Origin of the sequence: Streptomyces sp. NPDC020996, assembly GCF_040641355.1 — a bacterium.
GTDB lineage: Bacteria > Actinomycetota > Actinomycetes > Streptomycetales > Streptomycetaceae > Streptomyces.
On the sequence record NZ_JBFADM010000070.1, the window covers coordinates 1 to 18,961 of the forward strand.

18 protein-coding genes and 1 pseudogene are annotated in these 18,961 nt (G+C 73.6%); 11 read left to right on the plus strand and 8 right to left on the minus strand.

The annotated features are described in order from the left end of the window. Positions 1 to 70 precede the first annotated feature (70 nt). Positions 71 to 349: pseudogene (locus tag AB0G63_RS33155) on the plus strand (daunorubicin/doxorubicin resistance ABC transporter ATP-binding protein DrrA); the annotation flags it as partial. Next, the gene (locus AB0G63_RS33160; protein WP_360758034.1) at positions 346 to 1,179 is read left to right on the plus strand and encodes an ABC transporter permease; all 834 of its coding nucleotides are present in this window, start codon (positions 346 to 348) and stop codon (positions 1,177 to 1,179) included. The pseudogene AB0G63_RS33155 and the gene AB0G63_RS33160, both read left to right, overlap by 4 nt. Positions 1,180 to 1,213: 34 nt before the next feature. Here AB0G63_RS33160 and AB0G63_RS33165 read toward each other — a convergent pair whose 3' ends face one another. After that, positions 1,214 to 5,062 carry a BTAD domain-containing putative transcriptional regulator gene (locus AB0G63_RS33165; protein WP_360758038.1) on the minus strand — a complete coding sequence of 1,283 codons (3,849 nt, stop codon included), beginning with the start codon at positions 5,060 to 5,062 and terminating at the stop codon, positions 1,214 to 1,216. Positions 5,063 to 5,315: 253 nt separating this feature from the next. Here AB0G63_RS33165 and AB0G63_RS33170 point away from each other — a divergent pair, with 253 nt between their 5' ends. Beyond that, a complete protein-coding gene (locus AB0G63_RS33170; RefSeq protein WP_360758041.1) occupies positions 5,316 to 6,086 on the plus strand; it encodes a site-2 protease family protein in 771 nt (256 codons plus the stop codon). Between the two features lie 73 nt (positions 6,087 to 6,159). Here AB0G63_RS33170 and AB0G63_RS33175 read toward each other — a convergent pair whose 3' ends face one another. Together AB0G63_RS33175 and npdG are read right to left on the minus strand one after the other, a co-directional pair. After that, complete coding sequence (locus tag AB0G63_RS33175; RefSeq protein ID WP_360758044.1) at positions 6,160 to 6,366, minus strand: hypothetical protein; 207 nt, start codon at positions 6,364 to 6,366, stop codon at positions 6,160 to 6,162. 62 nt (positions 6,367 to 6,428) lie between these two features. Then, entirely contained in the window at positions 6,429 to 7,145 is a 717-nt protein-coding gene (gene npdG, locus AB0G63_RS33180; protein ID WP_360758047.1) for an NADPH-dependent F420 reductase, read from the minus strand. A gap of 326 nt (positions 7,146 to 7,471) precedes the next feature. Here npdG and AB0G63_RS33185 point away from each other — a divergent pair, with 326 nt between their 5' ends. Further along, positions 7,472 to 8,074: a hypothetical protein gene (locus AB0G63_RS33185; protein ID WP_360758050.1), complete on the plus strand. Its 603-nt coding sequence runs from the start codon at positions 7,472 to 7,474 to the stop codon at positions 8,072 to 8,074. A 104-nt stretch (positions 8,075 to 8,178) separates the two neighbouring features. On the opposite strand, the gene AB0G63_RS33190 is transcribed toward AB0G63_RS33185, so the two are convergent. Continuing rightward, complete coding sequence (locus AB0G63_RS33190) at positions 8,179 to 8,793, minus strand: TetR family transcriptional regulator (RefSeq protein ID WP_360758053.1); 615 nt, start codon at positions 8,791 to 8,793, stop codon at positions 8,179 to 8,181. A gap of 137 nt (positions 8,794 to 8,930) precedes the next feature. Here AB0G63_RS33190 and AB0G63_RS33195 point away from each other — a divergent pair, with 137 nt between their 5' ends. Together AB0G63_RS33195 and AB0G63_RS33200 are read left to right on the plus strand one after the other, a co-directional pair. Next, positions 8,931 to 9,854 carry an SDR family oxidoreductase gene (locus AB0G63_RS33195; RefSeq protein ID WP_360758056.1) on the plus strand — a complete coding sequence of 308 codons (924 nt, stop codon included), beginning with the start codon at positions 8,931 to 8,933 and terminating at the stop codon, positions 9,852 to 9,854. Positions 9,855 to 9,976: 122 nt separating this feature from the next. Further along, on the plus strand, positions 9,977 to 10,960 hold the full coding sequence (locus tag AB0G63_RS33200) for an alpha/beta hydrolase (RefSeq protein ID WP_360758059.1): 984 nt from the start codon (positions 9,977 to 9,979) through the stop codon (positions 10,958 to 10,960). Here the strand turns inward: AB0G63_RS33200 and AB0G63_RS33205 are convergent. Beyond that, entirely contained in the window at positions 10,951 to 11,634 is a 684-nt protein-coding gene (locus tag AB0G63_RS33205) for an XRE family transcriptional regulator (RefSeq protein WP_360758062.1), read from the minus strand. The two genes, AB0G63_RS33200 and AB0G63_RS33205, sit on opposite strands and share 10 nt — an antisense overlap. A 268-nt stretch (positions 11,635 to 11,902) precedes the next feature. Between AB0G63_RS33205 and AB0G63_RS33210 the strand changes: the two genes are divergently transcribed. Continuing rightward, the gene (locus AB0G63_RS33210; RefSeq protein ID WP_360758065.1) at positions 11,903 to 12,535 is read left to right on the plus strand and encodes a methyltransferase domain-containing protein; all 633 of its coding nucleotides are present in this window, start codon (positions 11,903 to 11,905) and stop codon (positions 12,533 to 12,535) included. 130 nt (positions 12,536 to 12,665) lie between these two features. Beyond that, positions 12,666 to 13,994, plus strand: a complete 1,329-nt coding sequence (locus AB0G63_RS33215; RefSeq protein ID WP_360758068.1) for an MFS transporter — start codon at positions 12,666 to 12,668, stop codon at positions 13,992 to 13,994. A 53-nt stretch (positions 13,995 to 14,047) separates the two neighbouring features. Here the strand turns inward: AB0G63_RS33215 and AB0G63_RS33220 are convergent, their stop codons facing one another. Then, entirely contained in the window at positions 14,048 to 14,281 is a 234-nt protein-coding gene (locus AB0G63_RS33220) for a hypothetical protein (RefSeq protein ID WP_360758071.1), read from the minus strand. A 58-nt stretch (positions 14,282 to 14,339) separates the two neighbouring features. Between AB0G63_RS33220 and map the strand changes: the two genes are divergently transcribed. Further along, the gene (gene map, locus AB0G63_RS33225; protein ID WP_360758074.1) at positions 14,340 to 15,197 is read left to right on the plus strand and encodes a type I methionyl aminopeptidase; all 858 of its coding nucleotides are present in this window, start codon (positions 14,340 to 14,342) and stop codon (positions 15,195 to 15,197) included. 76 nt (positions 15,198 to 15,273) lie between these two features. Here the strand turns inward: map and AB0G63_RS33230 are convergent, their stop codons facing one another. Together AB0G63_RS33230 and AB0G63_RS33235 are read right to left on the minus strand one after the other, a co-directional pair. Beyond that, positions 15,274 to 15,480, minus strand: coding sequence for a hypothetical protein (locus AB0G63_RS33230; RefSeq protein ID WP_360758075.1), 207 nt, complete (start codon positions 15,478 to 15,480; stop codon positions 15,274 to 15,276). Positions 15,481 to 15,567: 87 nt separating this feature from the next. Next, positions 15,568 to 16,212 carry a PhzF family phenazine biosynthesis protein gene (locus tag AB0G63_RS33235; protein WP_360758076.1) on the minus strand — a complete coding sequence of 215 codons (645 nt, stop codon included), beginning with the start codon at positions 16,210 to 16,212 and terminating at the stop codon, positions 15,568 to 15,570. Between the two features lie 332 nt (positions 16,213 to 16,544). Here AB0G63_RS33235 and efeO point away from each other — a divergent pair, with 332 nt between their 5' ends. Both efeO and efeB read left to right on the plus strand, forming a co-directional pair. Continuing rightward, a complete protein-coding gene (efeO, locus tag AB0G63_RS33240; protein ID WP_360758079.1) occupies positions 16,545 to 17,681 on the plus strand; it encodes an iron uptake system protein EfeO in 1,137 nt (378 codons plus the stop codon). 9 nt (positions 17,682 to 17,690) lie between these two features. After that, positions 17,691 to 18,959: an iron uptake transporter deferrochelatase/peroxidase subunit gene (efeB, locus tag AB0G63_RS33245; protein ID WP_360758081.1), complete on the plus strand. Its 1,269-nt coding sequence runs from the start codon at positions 17,691 to 17,693 to the stop codon at positions 18,957 to 18,959. The last annotated feature ends 2 nt before the right edge of the window (positions 18,960 to 18,961 follow it).

Sequence of the window (18,961 nt, forward strand, 5' to 3'; positions counted from 1 at the left end):
CGCCCTCCGCCCCTCCGGCGCCCGGGGGGGGGCGCCCCCCCCCCCCGCCCCCCCCCCCCCCCCCCCGCGGCAGCTGCGGCCGCTCGCCGCCGCGCTGGACGGCCTCGGCATCACCGGGCTCGCGACGACGACCGTGGACACCGAGGCCGGAGCCGTGCTGGTGCCGGTCCTCAGCGACGAGCAGCTCACCGCCGTCGTGCAGGCCGTCACCGCGCGCGGCCTCACCCTCTCCTCCATCACCACCGAACTGCCCAGCCTGGACGAGGTGTTCCTGTCCCTCACCGGCCACCGCGCCAGTGCCCCGCAGGACGCCGTGCCCGCCGACACCCGTGAGGAGGTCGCCGTATGAGCACCGCAACCGCCACCGCGACCACGACCGCCACCCCCACCGCGACCGACGCGCGCATTCCGCTGCGCGGTCACCTGCGCCACACCGGCGCCCTGATCCGCCGCAACCTGCTGTGGATCCGGCAGGACCCTGAGTCGATGTTCGACGCCCTGCTGATGCCGGTCGTCTTCACCCTGCTGTTCGTCTACGTCTTCGGCGGCTCGATCGGGCAGGCCCTCGGCGGCGGGCAGGACGGGTACGTGCAGTACGTCATCCCCGGCATGCTGGCGATGACGAGCATGACGCTGGCCCAGGGCGTCGGCACCGGCTTCAACCAGGACTTCCACAGCGGTGTCATGGACCGCTTCCGGTCCCTGCCGATCGGGCGCGGCTCGGTGCTGTTCGCGAAGATCTCGGTGGAACTGGCGCGGATGCTGTTCGCGACGACCGTGCTGATGATCGTCGCCGTCGCCGTCGGGTTCGACATCGACCACTGGGCGGGCCTGCTGGCGACCGTGGGTCTGTCCGCGGTGTTCGCCTCGTCGATCATGTGGGTGTTCCTCACCCTGGGCGTGGTCATGAAGAGCGCGCAGTCCGTGCAGGCGATGGGCTTCCTGGTGCTGTTCCCGCTGCAGTTCGGCTCGTCGATCTTCGCGCCGACCGCGTCGATGCCGGGCTGGCTGGAGACCTTCACCGACTACAACCCGCTGTCCTCGCTCGCCGACGCGGCGCGCGGGCTGATGACCGGCGGCCCGGTGGCGCACGACGTGTGGGTGACCCTCGGCTGGTCGGTGGCCATCACGGCGGTGATGGCGCCGGTCGCCGTCCGCAAGTTCCGCACCAAGGTCTGACCGGCACCGGCACGGCGCGCGTCACACATGCGCGTCACACCAGGGCGGCGGCCTCCTCCGCGGAGAGGCCGCCGCCCTCCGCGTACGCGGCCTCGTAAGCCTCCTCGCCGAGCGCGCCCCGGGTGCGCGCCACGGCCAGCGCGCGGACCTCGCGCTCCGTGAACGTCTGCGCATGGGCGGGCGGCAGCAGGGCGTCGGCGGCGCCGATGCAGCGGGCGGCGTCCCGGGCGCGGCCGCCGTCGTCGACGCGGGCCAGGGCCGCGGCCGCGACGGTCAGGAAGGCCGACCTGAGCGTGGGGGCGATGGCTTCCGCCAGTGGGTCGCCGGCCTTCTCCAGCGCCGCCCGCGCCTTGCGCAGACAGTCCTCGTAGCGGCCGTCGACGGCGTCCACCCAGGCCTCGGCGCCGAGGATGAACGCGTCGAAGGCGACGAAGTGGGTGATCCGGAACTGCTCGCGCAGCAGCCGCAGTTGTTCGCGCGCCTCCGGAATGCGGCCGGTCATGGCGAGCCGCCCCGCGAGGAACAGCCGGGCGGCCGGCATCGCCTCGTTGCCCGAGCCGTCCTGCCGGGCGATCACCTCGCGCAGCAGCCGCTCGCCGCGCTCGCCCTGGCCCGCGTCCAGCAGGGCGCCGCCGAGGCGGGCGTTCAGCACGGCCACCTGGGCGCGGGCGCCGAGCTGCTCGGCCTGCTCGATCGCGGCCTCGTAGTCGGCGGCGGTCCGGGCCCAGTCGCCCATGCGCTCATGGGCCTCGGCCCGCGCGGACAGCGCCTCGGCGACGCCCCACAGGTCGCCGATGCGGCGGTAGACCTCCAGCGCCTCGTCGGCGTCGCGGGCCGCGTCACCCGCGGAGTCGACGCGGTTGGCGAGCAGGTTGGCGCGCAACTGCAGGCTCACGGCGAGCTCCCACTCGAAGCCGGGCGTGGCACGGCAGGTGCGGACGGTGGCGTCCATGACCTCGCGCAGCCGTTCCAGGTCGCCGGAGAGCATGATCGCGAACACCCACAGGGCGCCGGGAGCGCGGCAGGTCTGCGGGAGTCCGGGCTCGTAGGCCGCGGCGATGGCGCGCAGTTTCGCCTGGGCCTCGGGGCTCTGCCAGGCGTCCAGCTCGGTGTCCATGTAGGCGAGGTGGATCAGGTGCACCCCGCGCCAGGCCTCCGCGAGGACCTCGCCGGTCCAGGGCAGCGGGACGTCGGTGCAGCGCTGCCGCACGGGGGCGGCCCGGCGGACCGGCTCGGCGAACGGGTCCGGGCCGAGGGACTGCACCTCGCGGGACCAGTTGCGGCCCTCGATGCGCAGGTCGCGCATCTGCCAGTACCAGGCCAGCGACAGGACCAGGCACAGGGCCTCCTGCTCGGCGCGCTCGGTGACGGCGTGACGCAGGGCGGTGCGCAGGTTCTCGTACTCACGCTCCAGCAGGCCGATGGCGGCGAGCTGGCCGGGGCCGCGCAGCAACGGGTCGGTGCGGCGGGCGAGTTCGCGATAGTACGTCAGGTGGGCGCGCTCCGTCTCCGCGCGATGGCCCGACTCCTGAAGCCGCTCGCCCGCGTACTCGGCGACGGTCTCCAGCAGCCGGTAACGCATCTCGCCCTCGCCCGAGGGGGCGGCCACGACCAGGGACTTGTCGACCAGCGAGCCGAGCGCCTCCAGGGCGGCCGGCCCGCACACGGCCTCGGCGGCGGTGAGGTCGCAGCCGCCCGCGAACACCGACAGGCGGCCGAGCACGTCCCGTTCGTCCTCGTCGAGCAGGTCCCAGGACCAGTCGACTACGGCGCGCAGGGTCTGCTGGCGGGGCAGCACGGTACGGCTGCCGGAGGTCAGCAGCCGGAAGCGGTCGTCGAGCCGGTCGGCGATCTGACGTGGCGTCAGCATGCGCAGCCGGGCGGCCGCGAGTTCGATGGCGAGCGGGAGTCCGTCGAGGCGCCGGCAGATCTCGGCGCAGGCGTCGGGGTCGTCGTCGACGCGGAAGCCGGGCCGTGCGGCGGCCCCGCGCTCGGCGAACAGCCGCAGCGCGACCGGTTCCGGCAGCGGTTCCACCGGCCGCAGCAACTCCCCCGGCACGCCGAGCGGTTCCCGGCTCGTGGCCAGCACCGTCAGTCCCGGGCAGCGTTCCAGCAGCTCCTCGACGAGCCGGGCGGCGGCGTCGACGACGTGCTCGCAGTTGTCGAGGACGATCAGCATGCGCCGCCGGCCGCAGTGCTCGGCGAGCCGCTCGACGGGGTCGTCGTGGCGCTCCGCCCCGGCGCGCATCGCCTCCGCGCCGGCGCCGTACAGCACGGTCTCGCGGGCGCCGAGGGCGGTGAGCACGGCCTCCGGTACGGCGTCGGGGTCGTCGACGGGCGCCAGTTCGGCCAGCCACACCCCGTCCGGGGCCGCGTCCCGTACGGTCTCGGCGGCCTCCTGCGACAGGCGCGTCTTCCCGGCGCCGCCGGCGCCGAGCAGGGTCACCAGCCGGGCTGCGGACAGGTCGCCCCGGATCGCATCGATGTCGGCTTCCCGGCCGACGAAGGAGGTGAGGCGGGCGCGGAGGTTGCCGGGGGGCGGGGAGGCGGGTGTGGCGGGGTCGGCGGGAGCAGGGGGAACGGCGGCCCGCGCGGGGTCCGCCGGGGGACGCACGGGACCGACGGCCGCACGCTCGCCGCCCGTCGCGCGGCCACCGGACGCCACGTCGTCGCCGACCGGGGGCAAAGGAGAGCTGGGGTCGGCCGCCCACGCGGAGCCCGTCAGGGGACGCGCGGCACCCACCGCAGGACCCGCCGGGCCGGACACCGCCTCGTCACCGCCCGGCGCGCGGCCACCGGACGCCACGTCGTCACCGGCCAGGGGCGGAGAGCCGGGGTCGGCCGCCCACGCGGAGCCCCCCGCAGAACCCGCAGCACCCGCCGAGCCGGACACCGCCCGGTCGCCGCGCGAAGCGCGACCGCCGGACGCCACGTCGCCGCCGGACGGCGGCGGAGACGCGGGGGCGGCGGCCCGCGCGGGGCGTGCCGGTCCGCCCGGCAGGCGGCTGCCGGACGGCGCGCGGCCACCGGACGCAGCGTCGTCACCGCCCCCGGGCGAAGAGGCGGGGGCGACGGCCGGCGCGGAGCCCGCCATGGGACGCGCCCGGCCGGACGCAGCGCGGCCGCCGGACGTCGCGCGGTCGCCGTACCCGTCGTCCGGGCGCAGCAACTCCGCGTGCAGTGAACGCAGTTCCGGGCCCGGGTCGGCGCCGAGGCGGTCCGCCAGGAGGTGTCGTACGTCCTCGTAGGCGGCCAGTGCCTCCGCGGTGCGGCCCGCGTCGCGCAGGGCGCGCAGGCGCAGTGCCTGCAGGGGCTCGTCCAGGGGGTGGCCGTCGCACAGGGCGGTCAGCTCGGGCAGGGACTGCTGCGCGTGGCCGAGGGCGAGGGCGGCGGTGTGCCGGGCGCGCAGCGCGTCCAGGCGCCGGGCCTCCCAGCGGGCCGTCTCGGCGGTGCGGCCGGGCAGGTCGGCGAGGACGGGTCCGCGCCACAGGGCGAGGGCGTCGTCGAGAACGACGGCCGCCTTCGCGGGGTCGCCGTCGCCCAGGGCCCGGACCCCCTCGCCGGTCAGCCGCTCGAAACGGTGCAGGTCGACGTCGTCGGGGGCGGCGACGAGCCGGTAGCCGCCGTCCGCGGAGGCGACCGCGTCCGCGCCGAGGGTCCGGCGCAGCCGCCCCACCAGCGCCTGCAGCGCGCCCGGCGCGTCGGCGGGCGGGTCGCCGTCCCACACCTCGTCGACCAGCACGGCCACGGGCACGGTACGGCCGGCCCGGAGGGCCAGCACGGTCAGCAGCGCGCGCAGCCGCGTCCCGCCGACCGGGACGGCGGTGCCGTCGGGGCGGAGCGCCTGGGTGGTGCCGAGGATGCCGTAGCGCACGGGGTCCATAGTCTCCGGAATCTGCGGTGCCGTCGGGGCCGGTCACGGGTTCGGTCACCGGCGCAGCGGGGGGACGGGCCCGGTCGGCCCTCCCCGTCACACCCGGAAACCGTACTCAACTCGTCGGTGGACGCCGCGTCCTGCCGCCCCGCACGCCTTCTCCGAGGCCGCCCGCGGAACCGGGGCCCGCCCGTGGGACGTTGTCCTCACAGGCCCGGTACGGTCGGGCAGTCCCAGCGTGCGCACGAAAGTCGGGAGCCCCATGACCACCGCCGCCACCCGCCGCAGCGATCAGAGGATCAGTCCCGTCTTCCTCGGGATCCTGGCCGTCACCGCGGTCGCGGGATGGGCCACCTGGACGGGGTTCGCCGAGGAGCCGGGCGTGGCCGTGTTCCTGTTCGTGACGGCGGCCTGGGTGGTGTCGCTGTGCCTGCACGAGTACGCGCACGCGCGCACCGCCCTGCACGGCGGCGACATCACCGTCGGCGCCAAGGGGTACCTCACACTGAACCCGTTGAAGTACACGCACGCGCTGCTCAGCGTGGTGCTGCCGGTGCTGTTCGTGATCATGGGCGGGATCGGGCTGCCCGGCGGTGCCGTGTTCATCGAGCGCGGCCGGATCCCGGGGCGCTGGCGGCACAGTCTGGTCTCGGCGGCGGGACCGCTGGCGAACGTGCTGTTCGCGGCGGTGTGCACGGCCCCGTTCTGGCTGGACGCGCTGGACGGCGTGCCGCAGGACTTCCGCTTCGCGCTCGCGTTCCTGGCCCTGCTCCAGGTCACCGCCGCGATCCTGAACTTCCTGCCGGTGCCGGGCCTGGACGGCTACGGGGTGCTCGAGCCCTGGCTGTCGTACAAGGTCAAGCGCCAGGTGGAGCCCTTCGCGCCGTTCGGGCTGCTGTTCGTGTTCGCGCTGCTGTGGGTGCCCTCGGTCAACGCGGTGTTCTTCGACCTGGTCGACGCCGTGCTGCGCGGGCTCGGCGTCAGCGACTTCGACTCCGCCCAGGGCTGGGACCTCTACCACTTCTGGCCGTGAGCCTGCGGAACTGCCACGCCGGCTACCGGCCGACGGCCGACTACCACCCGACCACCGGCCGGTGACCGCCCCGCTACCGCTGCTGGGCGTGGGTCATCCGGCTCCGGCGCAGGTAGTACCAGCCCATGTTGGACGACAGTCCGGCGAGCAGGATCCACACGATCCCCAGCCAGCTGCCGCGCACGAAGGACAGCACCGCGGCGGCCACGGCCAGGACGCACACGGCGAGGGCGAAGAGGGCGAGACGCCGGGCCGGGCCGGCGGGGGACGGGGAGGGCATGGCGGTCGGCTCCTGGAGGGGGACACTGCGGCACTGCTGGTGCCACCAGTGTCCCCCATGCCTCACACGTCCGTGACCCGGAGTCCCGCGTGCGCCTTGTAGCGGCGGTTGACCGAGATCAGGTTCGCGACCAGCGACTCCACCTGGTGGGCGTTGCGCAGCCGGCCCGCGAAGATGCCGCGCATGCCGGGGATGCGGCCCGCCAGCGCCTGGACCGCCTCCACGTCGGCGCGCTCCTCGCCCAGCACCATCACGTCGGTGTCGATCGCGTCGACCTCCGGGTCCTGCAGCAGCACCGCCGACAGGTGGTGGAAGGCGGCGGTGACCCGTGAGTCGGGCAGCAGCGCGGCGGCCTGTTCGGCGGCGCTGCCCTCCTCCGGCTTGAGCGCGTAGGCGCCCTTCTTGTCGAAGCCCAGCGGGTTGACGCAGTCGACGACCAGCTTGCCCGCGAGTTCCTCGCGCAGGGCCTGCAGCGTCGCGCCGTGGCCCTCCCAGGGCACCGCGACGATCACGATGTCGCTGCGGCGCGCGCAGTCGGCGTTGTCGGCGCCCTCGATGCCGTGCCCGAGTTCGTCGGCGGCGGCGCGGGCGCGTTCCGCGGCACGCGAGCCGATGATCACCTTCTGGCCCGCGCGGGCGAGCCGGTAGGCGAGGCCCTTGCCCTGCGGCCCCGTTCCGCCGAGGACGCCGACGACCAGCCCGGAGACGTCGGGCAGGTCCCACGGGTCCTTGGCGGGAGCCTTCGCGGGAGTCTGTGCAGCACTGTCGGTAGAGGTCATGGGCCGACTGTACGGCCGGCCGGGCGGCCCGGGGCGGTCGGGTGAGCCGCGTCACGGGCACCCGCCGCGGGACGATGCGCCGGTACGCGCCGAAGTCACCGGTCTCGTAACGGAGTCCGACGGTGTGCGCGTCGGCGCGGGGCGGGTCGGAGCAGGCGGCCGGCGGCTCGTCGGCCGCGCGGGCGGGACGCCGGCCGCGCGGGCGGGGCGCCGGGTGCGGCCGCCGTCGGGGGAGGCGCGGACGGTCCCCGGCGCTGTCCCCAAGGCGGGCGAATCGCGGGTGAACCGCGGGCCAGGAGTGCGCGGTTGATGCACCATGCGGACACATGGACGCCGTACGTGTCGCCTTGCTCCGTGAAGTGCTCGCCGGGACCGAATGGCTGGGGGCCACCAGACGGTTCGCGGGGTCGCTGCGCGGGTCGGTGGTCTCGCACGGGGGCGGGCTGCTGCTGGTGGGCACGCCGGAGTACGAGCCGTGGCACCTGACCGCCCATCTGGTGGACGAGGCCGCGTGGTCGGGGACGCCGGAGCTGGCGCCGACGTTGGTGCGGCACGACGCGCGCGCGTCCGACCCCGCACACCTGGCGGTCGGGCCGGGGCGGCTGGCCGCGGTGCGGCGGGGCGAGACGCTGCTGGTGGTGTCGCCGGGCGGGCCCGGTGCCCCGCTGCTGGAACGGGTGCACGACGCGCGGCGGGCCGGTGCGACGGTGCTGGCCCTCGGCCCCGGCGAGGGGGAGCTCGTCGCGATGGCGCACGAGTCGCTGGCCGTGCCGGAGGGCTCGGAGCTGGACCTGGACACCGTGCAGCACCTGGTGAGCGCGGCGGCCGGGGACAACTCGCTGCCCGCGCCGCGGGGCCGGCGGCGCTTCCGGGACCGGCTGGCCCGGCTGGCCGACCAGCTGACGGCTCCGCCGCCGGCGCCCTGGTAGGCCCCTGGGGAGTATCGGAACGGGAATCGGCGGAAGCGGGGGTCGGCGGAAGCGGGGGTCGGCGGAAGCGGGGCGATCTTGATTCCGGTTCGGTGATGTGCCTGTTATGCCACGCTCTCCCGGCCTGTGCAGCTCCCGTCGTCGGTCCCGGCGGCATGTCCGGCCGGTGCGGTGAGCTGCCTGGCGGTGTCCAGGGTCTCCCGGATCAGCCGGGCGAGGGCGTGCCGGCCGCGGCTGTCGATCCAGCGCTCGAAGGCGACCTTGAACGCGGCGACCCCGATTTCGGCCGCGAGTGTCGCGGTGGTGGCCTCCAGACCGCGTTCGCGAAGCGCCTGGGCGAGGGTGGAGACGAGTGAGGCCAGTTTGGCCAGTTCGCGTTCCTGCAGTTCGGGGTTGGCGGCGATGACGGCCTGCCGCTGCCGTATCAGTTCCGCACGTTCTTCGAAGACGGGAGCGGCTTCGGTCAGGGCGTGGGCGATCACCTCCAGCGGCGGCAGGGCGTCGGTGGCGGCCGTGGCCTTCGCGAGGACGTCAGCCAGGGCGTTGGGCTGGAAGAGGACTTCCCGCTTGTCGACGAAGTGCCGGTAGAAGGTGCGTTCGGTGACCCCGGCCCGGGCGGCGATCTCCGCCACGGTGGTGGCGTCGAAGCCCTTGTCGTTGTAGAGCTCCATCGCCGCCTTCTCCAGGCGGCCTCGCGCGTCGGGTTTCCATCGGCTCATGCTCCGATCCTACCTATCGATGACAGAATCTGACATCAAAGTGATGACAGAGTCTGACATGGGCGCTACGGTGATGTCACTAACTGACATCAGTGTTCTCCGCCCCCGGTGGGGAGCCCGCAGCAGGAAGGCGCACCATGCGCGTATTCGTCACCGGAGCCTCCGGACACGTCGGCTCCGCCGTCGTCCCCGAACTCCTCGAAGCGGGGCACCAGGTCGTCGGGCTGGCCCGCTCGGACAAGTCGGCCGCCGCGTTGACGGCCGCCGGCGCCGAGGTGCACCGAGGCGACCTCGACGATCTCGACGGCCTCGCCGTGGCCGCCGCCGCGGCCGACGGCGTCATCCACCTGGCCTTCAAGCACGACGCCATGTTCGCCGGCGACTTCGACGGCGCGGTCGCGGCGGATCTGCGCGCCATCGACGCCCTCGGCAACGCGCTCGCCGGCACCGGCAGGCCTCTGGTGACCACGTCGGGAACCATGCTGCTCGCCTTCGCGGGACTGGAAGACGCCGCCACCGAGGCCGACGCGCTCGACGCAGGCCCGCGGATCGACGCCGAGAACGCGGTGGTCGCGCTCGCGGAACGCGGCATCCGCTCGTCGGTCGTCCGGCTCGCTCCTACCGTGCACAGCGCGCTCGATCACAACGGCTTCGTCCCGACCCTCATCTCCATCGCCCGGTCCAAGGGCGTCTCCGCCTACGTCGGCGACGGGGCCAACCGCTGGCCCGCCGTGCACACGCTGGACGCGGCACGCCTGTACCGGCTGGCGCTGGAATCCGCGCCGGCGGGGTCACGGCTGCACGCCGTCGACGACGAGGGGATCACCTTCCGCCGGATCGCCGAGGGCATCGGCCGCGGGCTGAACCTGCCCGCGGTCAGCATCCCGCCGACCGAGGCCGACGCCCACTTCGGCTTCCTCGGTGCCCTCGCCCGGGCCGACAACCCGTCCTCGAGCACGCTGACCCAGGACCTCCTCGGCTGGAAGCCCGTCCAGCCCGGCCTCATCGACGACCTCGGCCAGGGCCACTACTTCGACGCCTCCGCGACCACCCCGCGCTGAGCCGTCCCACCTTCTCCGTCCGCCCGGCCCCCGCGCGTCCGGACGGCCCGGCGGAACCGGCCCGAACGACCCGGCACACCCGCACGACCGGCTGCTGTGCAGCCGCGAGGAGAACGAACGACATGAACACCAAGAACGCACCCGAGCGGATCGACCCCGAACTCGCGGAGGCCCTGAAGGCGGTGCCGATGACGGAGGCGGGGGTGTTCGACCTCAGCGACCTGGAGGGCACCCGCGCCGGCGTCCGCGCCTTCGCCGAGGCGATCGCGGCCCAGATACCGGATGAGCCGTCCGTGTCGGTCGAAGAGGCCGGCGTGGTCCGCCCGGACGGATCCACCCTCCCCATCCGGCTGCTGCGGCCCACCGAGGCAGCCGGGCCGCTTCCGGTACTGCTCTGGTTCCACGGCGGGGGGCAGGTCCTCGGATACGCGGCCCAGGACGATCCCACCCTCAAGCACCTGGTCCTGGAGGTCGGCTGCATCGTCGCCTCCGTCGACTACCGGCTCGCGCCGGAGGCTCCCGCGCCGGCCGCCGCCGAGGACGGACTGCTCGCCCACCGCTGGCTCCGCGGTCAGGCGGCCGCCCTCGGCATCGACGCGGGCCGCATCGCCCTGGCCGGGCAGAGCGGCGGAGGCGGCATCGCCGCGGCCACCGCGCTCATGATCCGCGACCATGGCGAGCCGGCGCCGCTGTTCCAGGCGCTGAGCTACCCGATGCTCGACGACCGCAACACCACCGCTTCGAGTCACGAGGTCACCGACATCGGCATCTGGGACCGCGCGACCAACATCCTGGCCTGGAACCTGATTCTCGGGGACCGCGCCGGCGCCGACGAGGCCCCGCCGTACTGCGCACCCGCACGCGCGACGGACCTCACCGGCCTGCCGCCCACCTTCATCGCGGCCGCCGAACTCGACGTCTTCCGCGACGAGAACCTGAGCTACGCGACCAGGCTCCAGGCCGACGGCGTGCCCGTCGAACTGCACCTGTACCCCGGCGCATACCACGCCTTTGACCTCTTCGCCCCCGAAGCCGCGGTGAGTGCCGCGTACGTCCACGCCTGGCACGGATACCTGCGCCGCCAGTTCTCTGCCCGTCAGCCCTGAGCGGAAGGCTCGCGGCCCGGCCGCGCGGTGCCGGCCGGCAGGCCGCCACCCGGACCTGCCGGCAGCCGGTCGGCGCCTGCTGCGGTGCTCTCGGGCCGCACGGTCCGGGCCCGGAGGTGTGCGCGCTCCCCCTGGCGGCCCAGGAGGCTGAGGATCTCGACGGGGCGCTCGTCGGCGTTGCCGAACCAGTGGGGGGTGCGGGTGTCGAATTCGGCCGCTTCACCGGGCCCCATGACCAGGTCCTTGTCTCCCAGGACCAGGCGCAGGCGGCCGTCGAGGACGTAGATCCACTCGTAGCCCTCATGGCTGGACTGCTCGGGCTCGGGTGAGCGCATCCTGGGCGAGATGATCAGTTTGTAGGCTTGCAGGCTTCCTGCTCGCCGAGTCAGGGGCAGCATGGTCATGCCGTGGCGGGTGACGGGCTCGAGCCGCAGGCGGGGATCGCCGGTCTGCGGCGCCCCGATGAGTTCGCTGATGTCCACGCGCAGCTCGCGCGCCAGAGGGAGCAGCAGTTCGAGGGTGGGGCGGCGCTGACCGCTCTCCAGGCGGGAGAGCGTGCTCAGGGAGATCCCGGTGGACTGGGCGAGGAAGGTCAGCGACAGGTTGCGCTGAGTGCGCAGCCCTTTCAGGCGGGGCCCGACCGCCTCCAGCGTCGCTGCGGTCTCTTCGTCCATGCCCCTACCTTGCCACCGCAGCAAGGTTCTTTGCATGTCGATCCGCGTGGTCCGACCGTGTCAGCAGGCGCCCGCCCCGGTGGTGCGGGCGACGACACAGGACAGGAGACGACGCAATGACCCGAGGCAGCTCGCCCACCGCGGGCGGGCCCGATACCGCGCCGGCGCCGCCGGCCGGCCTCGTCCTCTTCGGTCTGTGGGGACGCCGTATCCCCGCCCCCGAACCCACCCGCGCATGACCCTGCCCCACCGTCCGAAGGAGTCCGTGATGACCGAGAACGACCCGCGTTTCAGTGCCGCCTTCTGGGACCGGCGCTACAGCACCGGCCAGGTGTGGAGCGGTGAGCCCAATTCCGCGCTGGTCGAGGAGGTCTCGCTGCTCGCTCCGGGGACGGCGCTGGAGGTGGGCTGCGGTGAGGGCGCGGACGCCATCTGGCTGGCCGGGCAGGGCTGGCAGGTCACCGGCGTCGACTTCTCCTCCGAGGCCCTCCACCGGGCCGCCGGGCACACCCCCGCCCACCTGGCCGGCCGCACGACCTGGCAGCAGGCGGACATCCGCCGCTGGCAGCCCGGCGAAAGGCCCCGCTACGACCTGGTCACCGCGTCCTTCATCCACTTCCCCCGACCGGTACGGGAATCGGTCTTCGCGGCCCTCGCCGACCGAGTCGCCCCCGAAGGGCATCTGGTGATCGTCGGCCACCACCCCGGCGACCTCGACACCGCCATGCCCCGCCCGGCCGAACCCGGCCTCTTCTACACCGCCGACGACCTCGCGGCCGGCCTCCCCGAACACGAGTGGAAGGTCCTCGCCCGAACCGCGCGCCCGCGCGCGGACACCACGCCCGACGGCACGCCGGTGACCGTCCACGACACCGTCCTCACCGCCCGGCGCACCCGCTGAACAACCCGCACGCGAGCCCACCGGTACCAAGGCCCGGGTAGGGACGGCGGACGACGCGTACCCGTGGACAGATACGCGTGGAGAAAAAGCGTTTGCCCCCGGTCGCCGGCCCGGCCCAGCATGGGCCCTCGTGACCGACGACTCGCCCGGCGGCGCCGCCGAGGCCGCCGAGGGCCCCTCCGGCCTGCGTTCCCTGCTGCCCGACCTCGCGCCGTGGCGGGCCTCCGCCGACTTCCGGCGGCTGTGGGTGTCGGGGCTGATCTCGGGTTTCGGGAGCTTCCTGACGTTCGTCGCGCTGCCGGTGCAGGTGAAGGAACTGACCGGATCCGCGGCGGCGGTGGGGGCGATCGGCGCGGTGGAGCTGGTGCCGCTGATCGTGTGCGGGCTGTACGGGGGTGCGCTCGCCGACGCGCTGGACAAGCGGAAGCTGATCGTCTGGACGGAGGCCGGCCAGGGCCTGCTGTCCGCGGTGCTGCTGGTCGACGCGCTGATGCCGCACCCGGCCGTGTGGCCGCTGTACGTCGTCGCCGCCCTGTCGTCCGCGCTGGGCGCCGTGCAGCGGCCCGCGCTCGACTCGCTGTGGCCGCGGATCGTCGCCCACGAGCACATGCCGGCCGCGGTGTCGCTGAACTCGCTGCGCTGGACGGTCGGCGGGGTGGCGGGCCCGGCGCTGGCCGGCGTGGTGGTGGCGTACGCGGGCCTGGGCTGGGCCTACGGCGCGGACCTCGTCACCTTCGCCGTATCCGTCGTGCTGGTCGTCCGCATAGCCGCCTCGCCCGCCTCTTATGAGGCGGCGAAGCCGTCGCTGCGGGCGATCCTCGAGGGCGCCCGGTACGCGTGGGGCCGCAAGGAGCTGCTCGGCACCTACGCCGTCGACCTCGCCGCGATGTTCCTGGCGATGCCGCTCGCGGTGTTGCCGTTCCTCGCGGACGAACTGGACGCCGAGTGGTCGCTGGGGCTGATGTACGCCGCCCTCCCGGCCGGGTCGCTGGTGGTGAGCCTGACCAGCGGCTGGACCTCGCGCGTCCACCGGCACGGCCGGATGGTGGTCGCTGCGGCGGCCCTGTGGGGCCTGGCGATCGCGGCCGCCGGCGTCGTCGGCGACGTGTGGCTGGTGCTGCTGTTCCTGGCGGTGGCGGGCGCCTGCGACATGGTCAGCGGCATCTTCCGCGGGGCCATGTGGAACCAGACGATCCCGGACGAGCTGCGCGGCCGGCTCGCCGGGATCGAGCTGCTGTCGTACTCGGTCGGGCCGACCGTGGGCCAGGTCCGGTCGGGCGGTTTCGCCGCGTGGTGGGGCGTGCGCGCGTCCGTGTGGTCGGGCGGGCTGCTGTGCGCGGGCGCGGTGGGGCTGCTGGCGCTGTGCCTGCCGAACCTGATGCGGTACGACGTGCGGACGAACGAGCACGCGGTGCGGCTGCGCGCACAGCGCGCGGCAGCCGCACCGGCCGAGGCCTGATCAGGCCAGCAGGCGACCCGATCAGGCCATCGGTTCATCAGTCGCTCAGTTCATCAGTCCTCGGTCGCGCCTCCGCCGGTGGGGGCGTCGTGCCACTTGGGGTCGTTCTCCCACTGGAGGTTGCGCTCGCGCGCGGTCTCCATGGCGTGCTCGGCCTCCTGCCGGGAGGCGTACGGACCGAAGCGGTCCTTGGCCGGGCACTCCGGGCCCTCCTCGACCTTCTTGTGCTCCAGGCAGTAGAACCACTCGCCCGGCTTGCCGACCGTCCGCTTCTTGAACAAGGCCATGACCCGCTCCTCTCGCCAACGACATGTTCCCCCATGCCCGCTGGTTAGACTCGCTGGCATGTCTGGCCAGTCGCTGCTCGTACCAGGGGAGCTCTCTCCCACCCGTCAGGTGCCCGGAAACATCCGCCGCCCCGAGTACGTCGGCAAGCCCGCGCCGACGCCGTACACCGGACCGGAGGTGCAGACCCCGGAGACGATCGAGGCGATGCGCGTCGCGGGGCGGATCGCCGCGCGGGCTATGGCGGAGGCGGCGAAGCTGATCGCACCGGGCGTCACCACCGACGAACTGGACAGGGTGGCGCACGAGTACATGTGCGACCACGGCGCCTACCCCTCGACGCTGGGCTACCGCGGCTATCCCAAGTCGCTGTGCACCAGCGTCAACGAGGTGATCTGCCACGGCATCCCGGACTCGACGGTGCTGCGCGACGGCGACATCGTCAACCTCGACGTGACGGCGTACATCGGCGGGGTGCACGGCGACAACAACGCCACGTACCTGGTCGGGGACGTCGACGAGGAGAGCCGGCTGCTGGTGGAGCGGACCCGCGAGTCCCTCGACCGCGCGATCCGGGCGGTCAAGCCGGGCCGGCAGATCAACGTCATCGGCCGGGTGATCGAGTCGTACGCCAAGCGCTTCGGCTACGGCGTGGTCCGGGACTTCACCGGGCACGGGATCAACTCGTCGTTCCACTCGGGCCTGATCATCCCGCACTACGACAGCCCGCACGCGACGACGGTGATGCAGCCGGGCATGACGTTCACGATCGAGCCGATGCTGACGCTGGGGACGCACGAGTACGACATGTGGGACGACGGCTGGACGGTCGTCACCAAGGACCGCAAGCGGACGGCGCAGTTCGAGCACACGCTCGTGGTGACCGAGACCGGCGCGGAGATCCTCACCCTGCCTTAGGGCCTTCCGGGAGCGCGGGCGGGCGCGAACGGCCGGGCCCCCTCCGCGACGGCGGAGGGGGCCCGGAGCCGGTCCGTCAGAAGTGGCCGGCGCGGCAGTCGGCGCCGCCGTAGAGGATGCCGGCGGTCTCGGCGTGGACCACGCCGAAGTACGGGGTGCAGACCGCGTGGTGGTCGCCGCCGCGGTCGTGCTGCGGCTCCTCGCCGGCGGCGGCGCCGGCCGCGCCCGCGGCGGTCAGGGCGGCACCGAGGGCGACTGCGGCCAGGGCTGAGCGGATACGCATGGGCTTCCTCTCACGACGGCCGGCTGGTCACGCCCAGAGGCAACCGCTCGCCGCCGCGCACACGCGGGACCGCCCGTACGGGCGCCGTCAGCGCTCCAGATACACCCGCCCGCCGATCTCCACCCAGCCGTGCGGCTGCGGGGCGGTGAGGATCTGGGAGCCCGCGCCCTGGGTGATGTTGAGCGCCCGGCCCAGCCGGTCGGTCAGCAGCAGGGCCGCCGCGCCGGTCGCCTCGTCCTCGTCGATGCCGTCGTCCCGGCCGGGGAAGGCGCGCGCCCGTACCCGTCCGGCGGCCTCGTCCTGCCAGGCCCAGGCGTAGATCCACTCCCCCTTCGGCGGCACGGGCAGCGCGTCGACCTCGGCGGCGGTGGCGTACTGGCGCAGGGTGCGCGGCGGGGCCCACTCCGCCCGCGCCTCGATCCAGCTGAACTCCCCGTCCTGGCGGGCGCCCACCACCCCGGCGGGCGTGACCAGTTCGGGCACGTCCAGCAGCCATGCGGCGCCGACGCAGGGGTGCCCGGCGAAGGGCAGACGCAGGGTCGGGGTGTAGATGTCGATGACGCCGCGCTCGGGGTCGTCGACGAACACGGTCTCGCTGAAGCCGAGCTTTCCGGCGAGGTCCTGCCGGTCGCCCCGCTCGGGCAGCACCGATCCGTCGCGCACGACGCCGAGTTCGTTGCCGTAGCCGCCGTCCGGGGCGCAGAAGACGCGCAGCACGTCGTAGTCAGTCACGCGGGCATTGAAGCATCACGTCGCCGGTCTGGCGCACGTCCGGGACGCGGCGCGCACCGGGCCGTGATCCGGTGCGCCGGGCACGCCGTGGCCCGCGGCCGTGGGGCGGGTGTGCCGCCGGTCGGCCGGAAGGACGATCATTGACGCTCTCTTGACTTTCCCTTGGGGTTCGTTTTTGGCCACCGTGACGGTTCCGTGTCTGCGGGCCGCCCATGAGAGCTGAATCACCGCATCGACGGGTAGCAGGCAGGCAAGGCTTAGATAAGTTAGGTGAGCCTCACCATCCTGGGTGAGACGGACCCGCGATTTTCCGCCAGCCTTATGGAGCCTGCATGCGAGCCGCCAGACTCTCCGTCGTCACCGCCGTCGCCACCGCGGCGGCTCTGACCGCCGTCACCGGCTGCACCCAGAAGAGCACAGCGGACGACGCCGGGACGATCGAGGTGACCGCGGCCGACTCGAAGTGCGACACCTCCGTCAAGTCGGTCCCGGCCGGCCAGGTCACGCTGAAGATCGAGAACAAGGGCTCCAAGGCCACCGAGGTCGAGATCGTCTTCCCGGACGACCGGATCGTCTCCGAGAAGGAGAACATCGGGCCGGGCACGAAGTACACGCTGACGGCCGAGGTGAAGGCCGGATCGTACGAGATCGCCTGCCGGCCGGGCATGAAGGGCCACGGCGTGCGCCAGAAGCTCACGGTCACCGGCGGCTCCGCCGCCAAGCGCGACCCGCGCCTGGACAAGGCCGTCGCCGCCTACCGCGCGTACGCGCAGGAGCAGGCCGACGCGACGCTGCCGGCGGTCGAGACGTTCGTGAAGGCGGTCAAGGACGGCGACGTCGAGGCCGCGAAGAAGGCCTACGCCCCCTCCCGCATCGGCTGGGAGCGCACCGAGCCGGTCGCCGAGTCCTTCGGCGACATCGACCCGAAGGTCGACGTCCGCGCCGACGGCCTGGAGGACGGCCAGAAGTGGACGGGCTGGCACCGGCTGGAGAAGGCCCTGTGGCAGGACAAGAAGATCGGCGCCGAGGAGAAGACCCTCGCCGACCAGCTGGTCACCGATCTGAAGGACTGGCAGGAGCGGGTCGGCAAGGCCGAGATCACCCCGACCTCCATGGCCAACGGCGCCAAGGAACTGCTCGACGAGGTCGCCACCGGCAAGGTCACCGGTGAGGAGGAGCGCTACTCGCACACCGACCTGGTCGACTTCAAGGCCAACGTCGAGGGCGCCCAGAAGTCCTACGAGCTGCTCAAGCCGGTCGTGCAGGGCAACGACAAGGCGCTGACCGCCGAGCTGGACAAGCAGTTCGCCGCGCTGAACACGCTGCTCGACAAGTACCGCGCGGACAAGGACTCGTACGACTTCACCCCGTACGACAAGGTCGGCAAGGCCGACCGCAAGGAACTGTCGGACGCGGTGAACGCGCTCGCCGAGCCGCTGTCCACGCTCGCCGCCGCCGTCGTGAAGTAGGGGACGGCCATGACGGACACCCAGGAAGCCACCACCTCGCCGGCCGCCGGCCCGCGGCCCTCCCGGCGTTCGCTGATCGGCTGGGGCGGGGCCGGGCTCGCGCTCGGCGCCGCGGCGGCCGGCGGCGCGGTCGCGCTGGCCCGCGCCGACGACTCCGCCGACGGCACGGACCCGGCCGGCGCCGCCGTCGCCTTCCACGGCGCCCACCAGGCCGGCATCGCCACGCCGGTGCAGGACCGGCTGCACTTCGCCGCGTTCGACGTGAAGACCGACGACCGCGCCGAGTTCGTGCGGATGCTCAAGGAGTGGACGGCGGCCGCGCGCCGGATGACCGCCGGCCAGGCGGTCGGCGAGGGCGCCTACGGCGGGCTCGCGGAGGCGCCGCCGGACGACACCGGCGAGGCGCTGGGCCTGAAGCCGTCACGGCTGACGCTGACGATCGGCTTCGGTCCGTCGCTGTTCGAGAAGTTCGGCCTGGCGGACGAACGGCCCGAGGCCCTGGTCGACCTGCCGAAGTTCCCCGGCGAGAACCTCGACCGCAGCCGCAGCGACGGCGACCTGTGCGTCCAGGCCTGCGCCGACGACCCGCAGGTCGCCGTGCACGCGATCCGCAACCTGGCCCGCATCGGCTTCGGCAAGGTCGCCGTCCGCTGGTCTCAGCTCGGCTTCGGCAAGACGTCGTCGACGACGCCCGACGCGCAGACCCCGCGCAACCTGTTCGGCTTCAAGGACGGCACCCGCAACATCTCCGGCACCGAGCGGGACCGGCTGGCGAAGTTCGTCTGGGTCGGCGAGAAGGACGGGCCCGGCTGGATGACCGGCGGCTCGTACCTGGTCGCCCGCCGCATCCGCATGAACATCGAGACCTGGGACCGCACCTCCCTGCAGGAGCAGGAGGACGTCTTCGGCCGCGACAAGGGCGAGGGCGCCCCCGTCGGCAAGGCGAAGGAGCGCGACGAGCCGTTCCTGAAGGCGATGAAGCCCGACGCGCACGTCCGCCTCGCGCACCCCGACTCCAACGGCGGCGCGACGATCCTGCGCCGGGGCTACTCCTTCACCGACGGCACGGACGGCCTGGGCCGCCTGGACGCGGGCCTGTTCTTCATCGCCTACCAGCGAGACATCCGCGAGGGCTTCATCCGCATCCAGCGCAACCTGGCCACGGACGCGCTCAACGAGTACACCCAGCACGTGAGTTCGGCGGTCTTCGCCGTCCCGCCCGGCGTCCGCGACAGCGACGACTGGTGGGGCAGCACGCTGTTCACGAAGGAGGCCTGAGC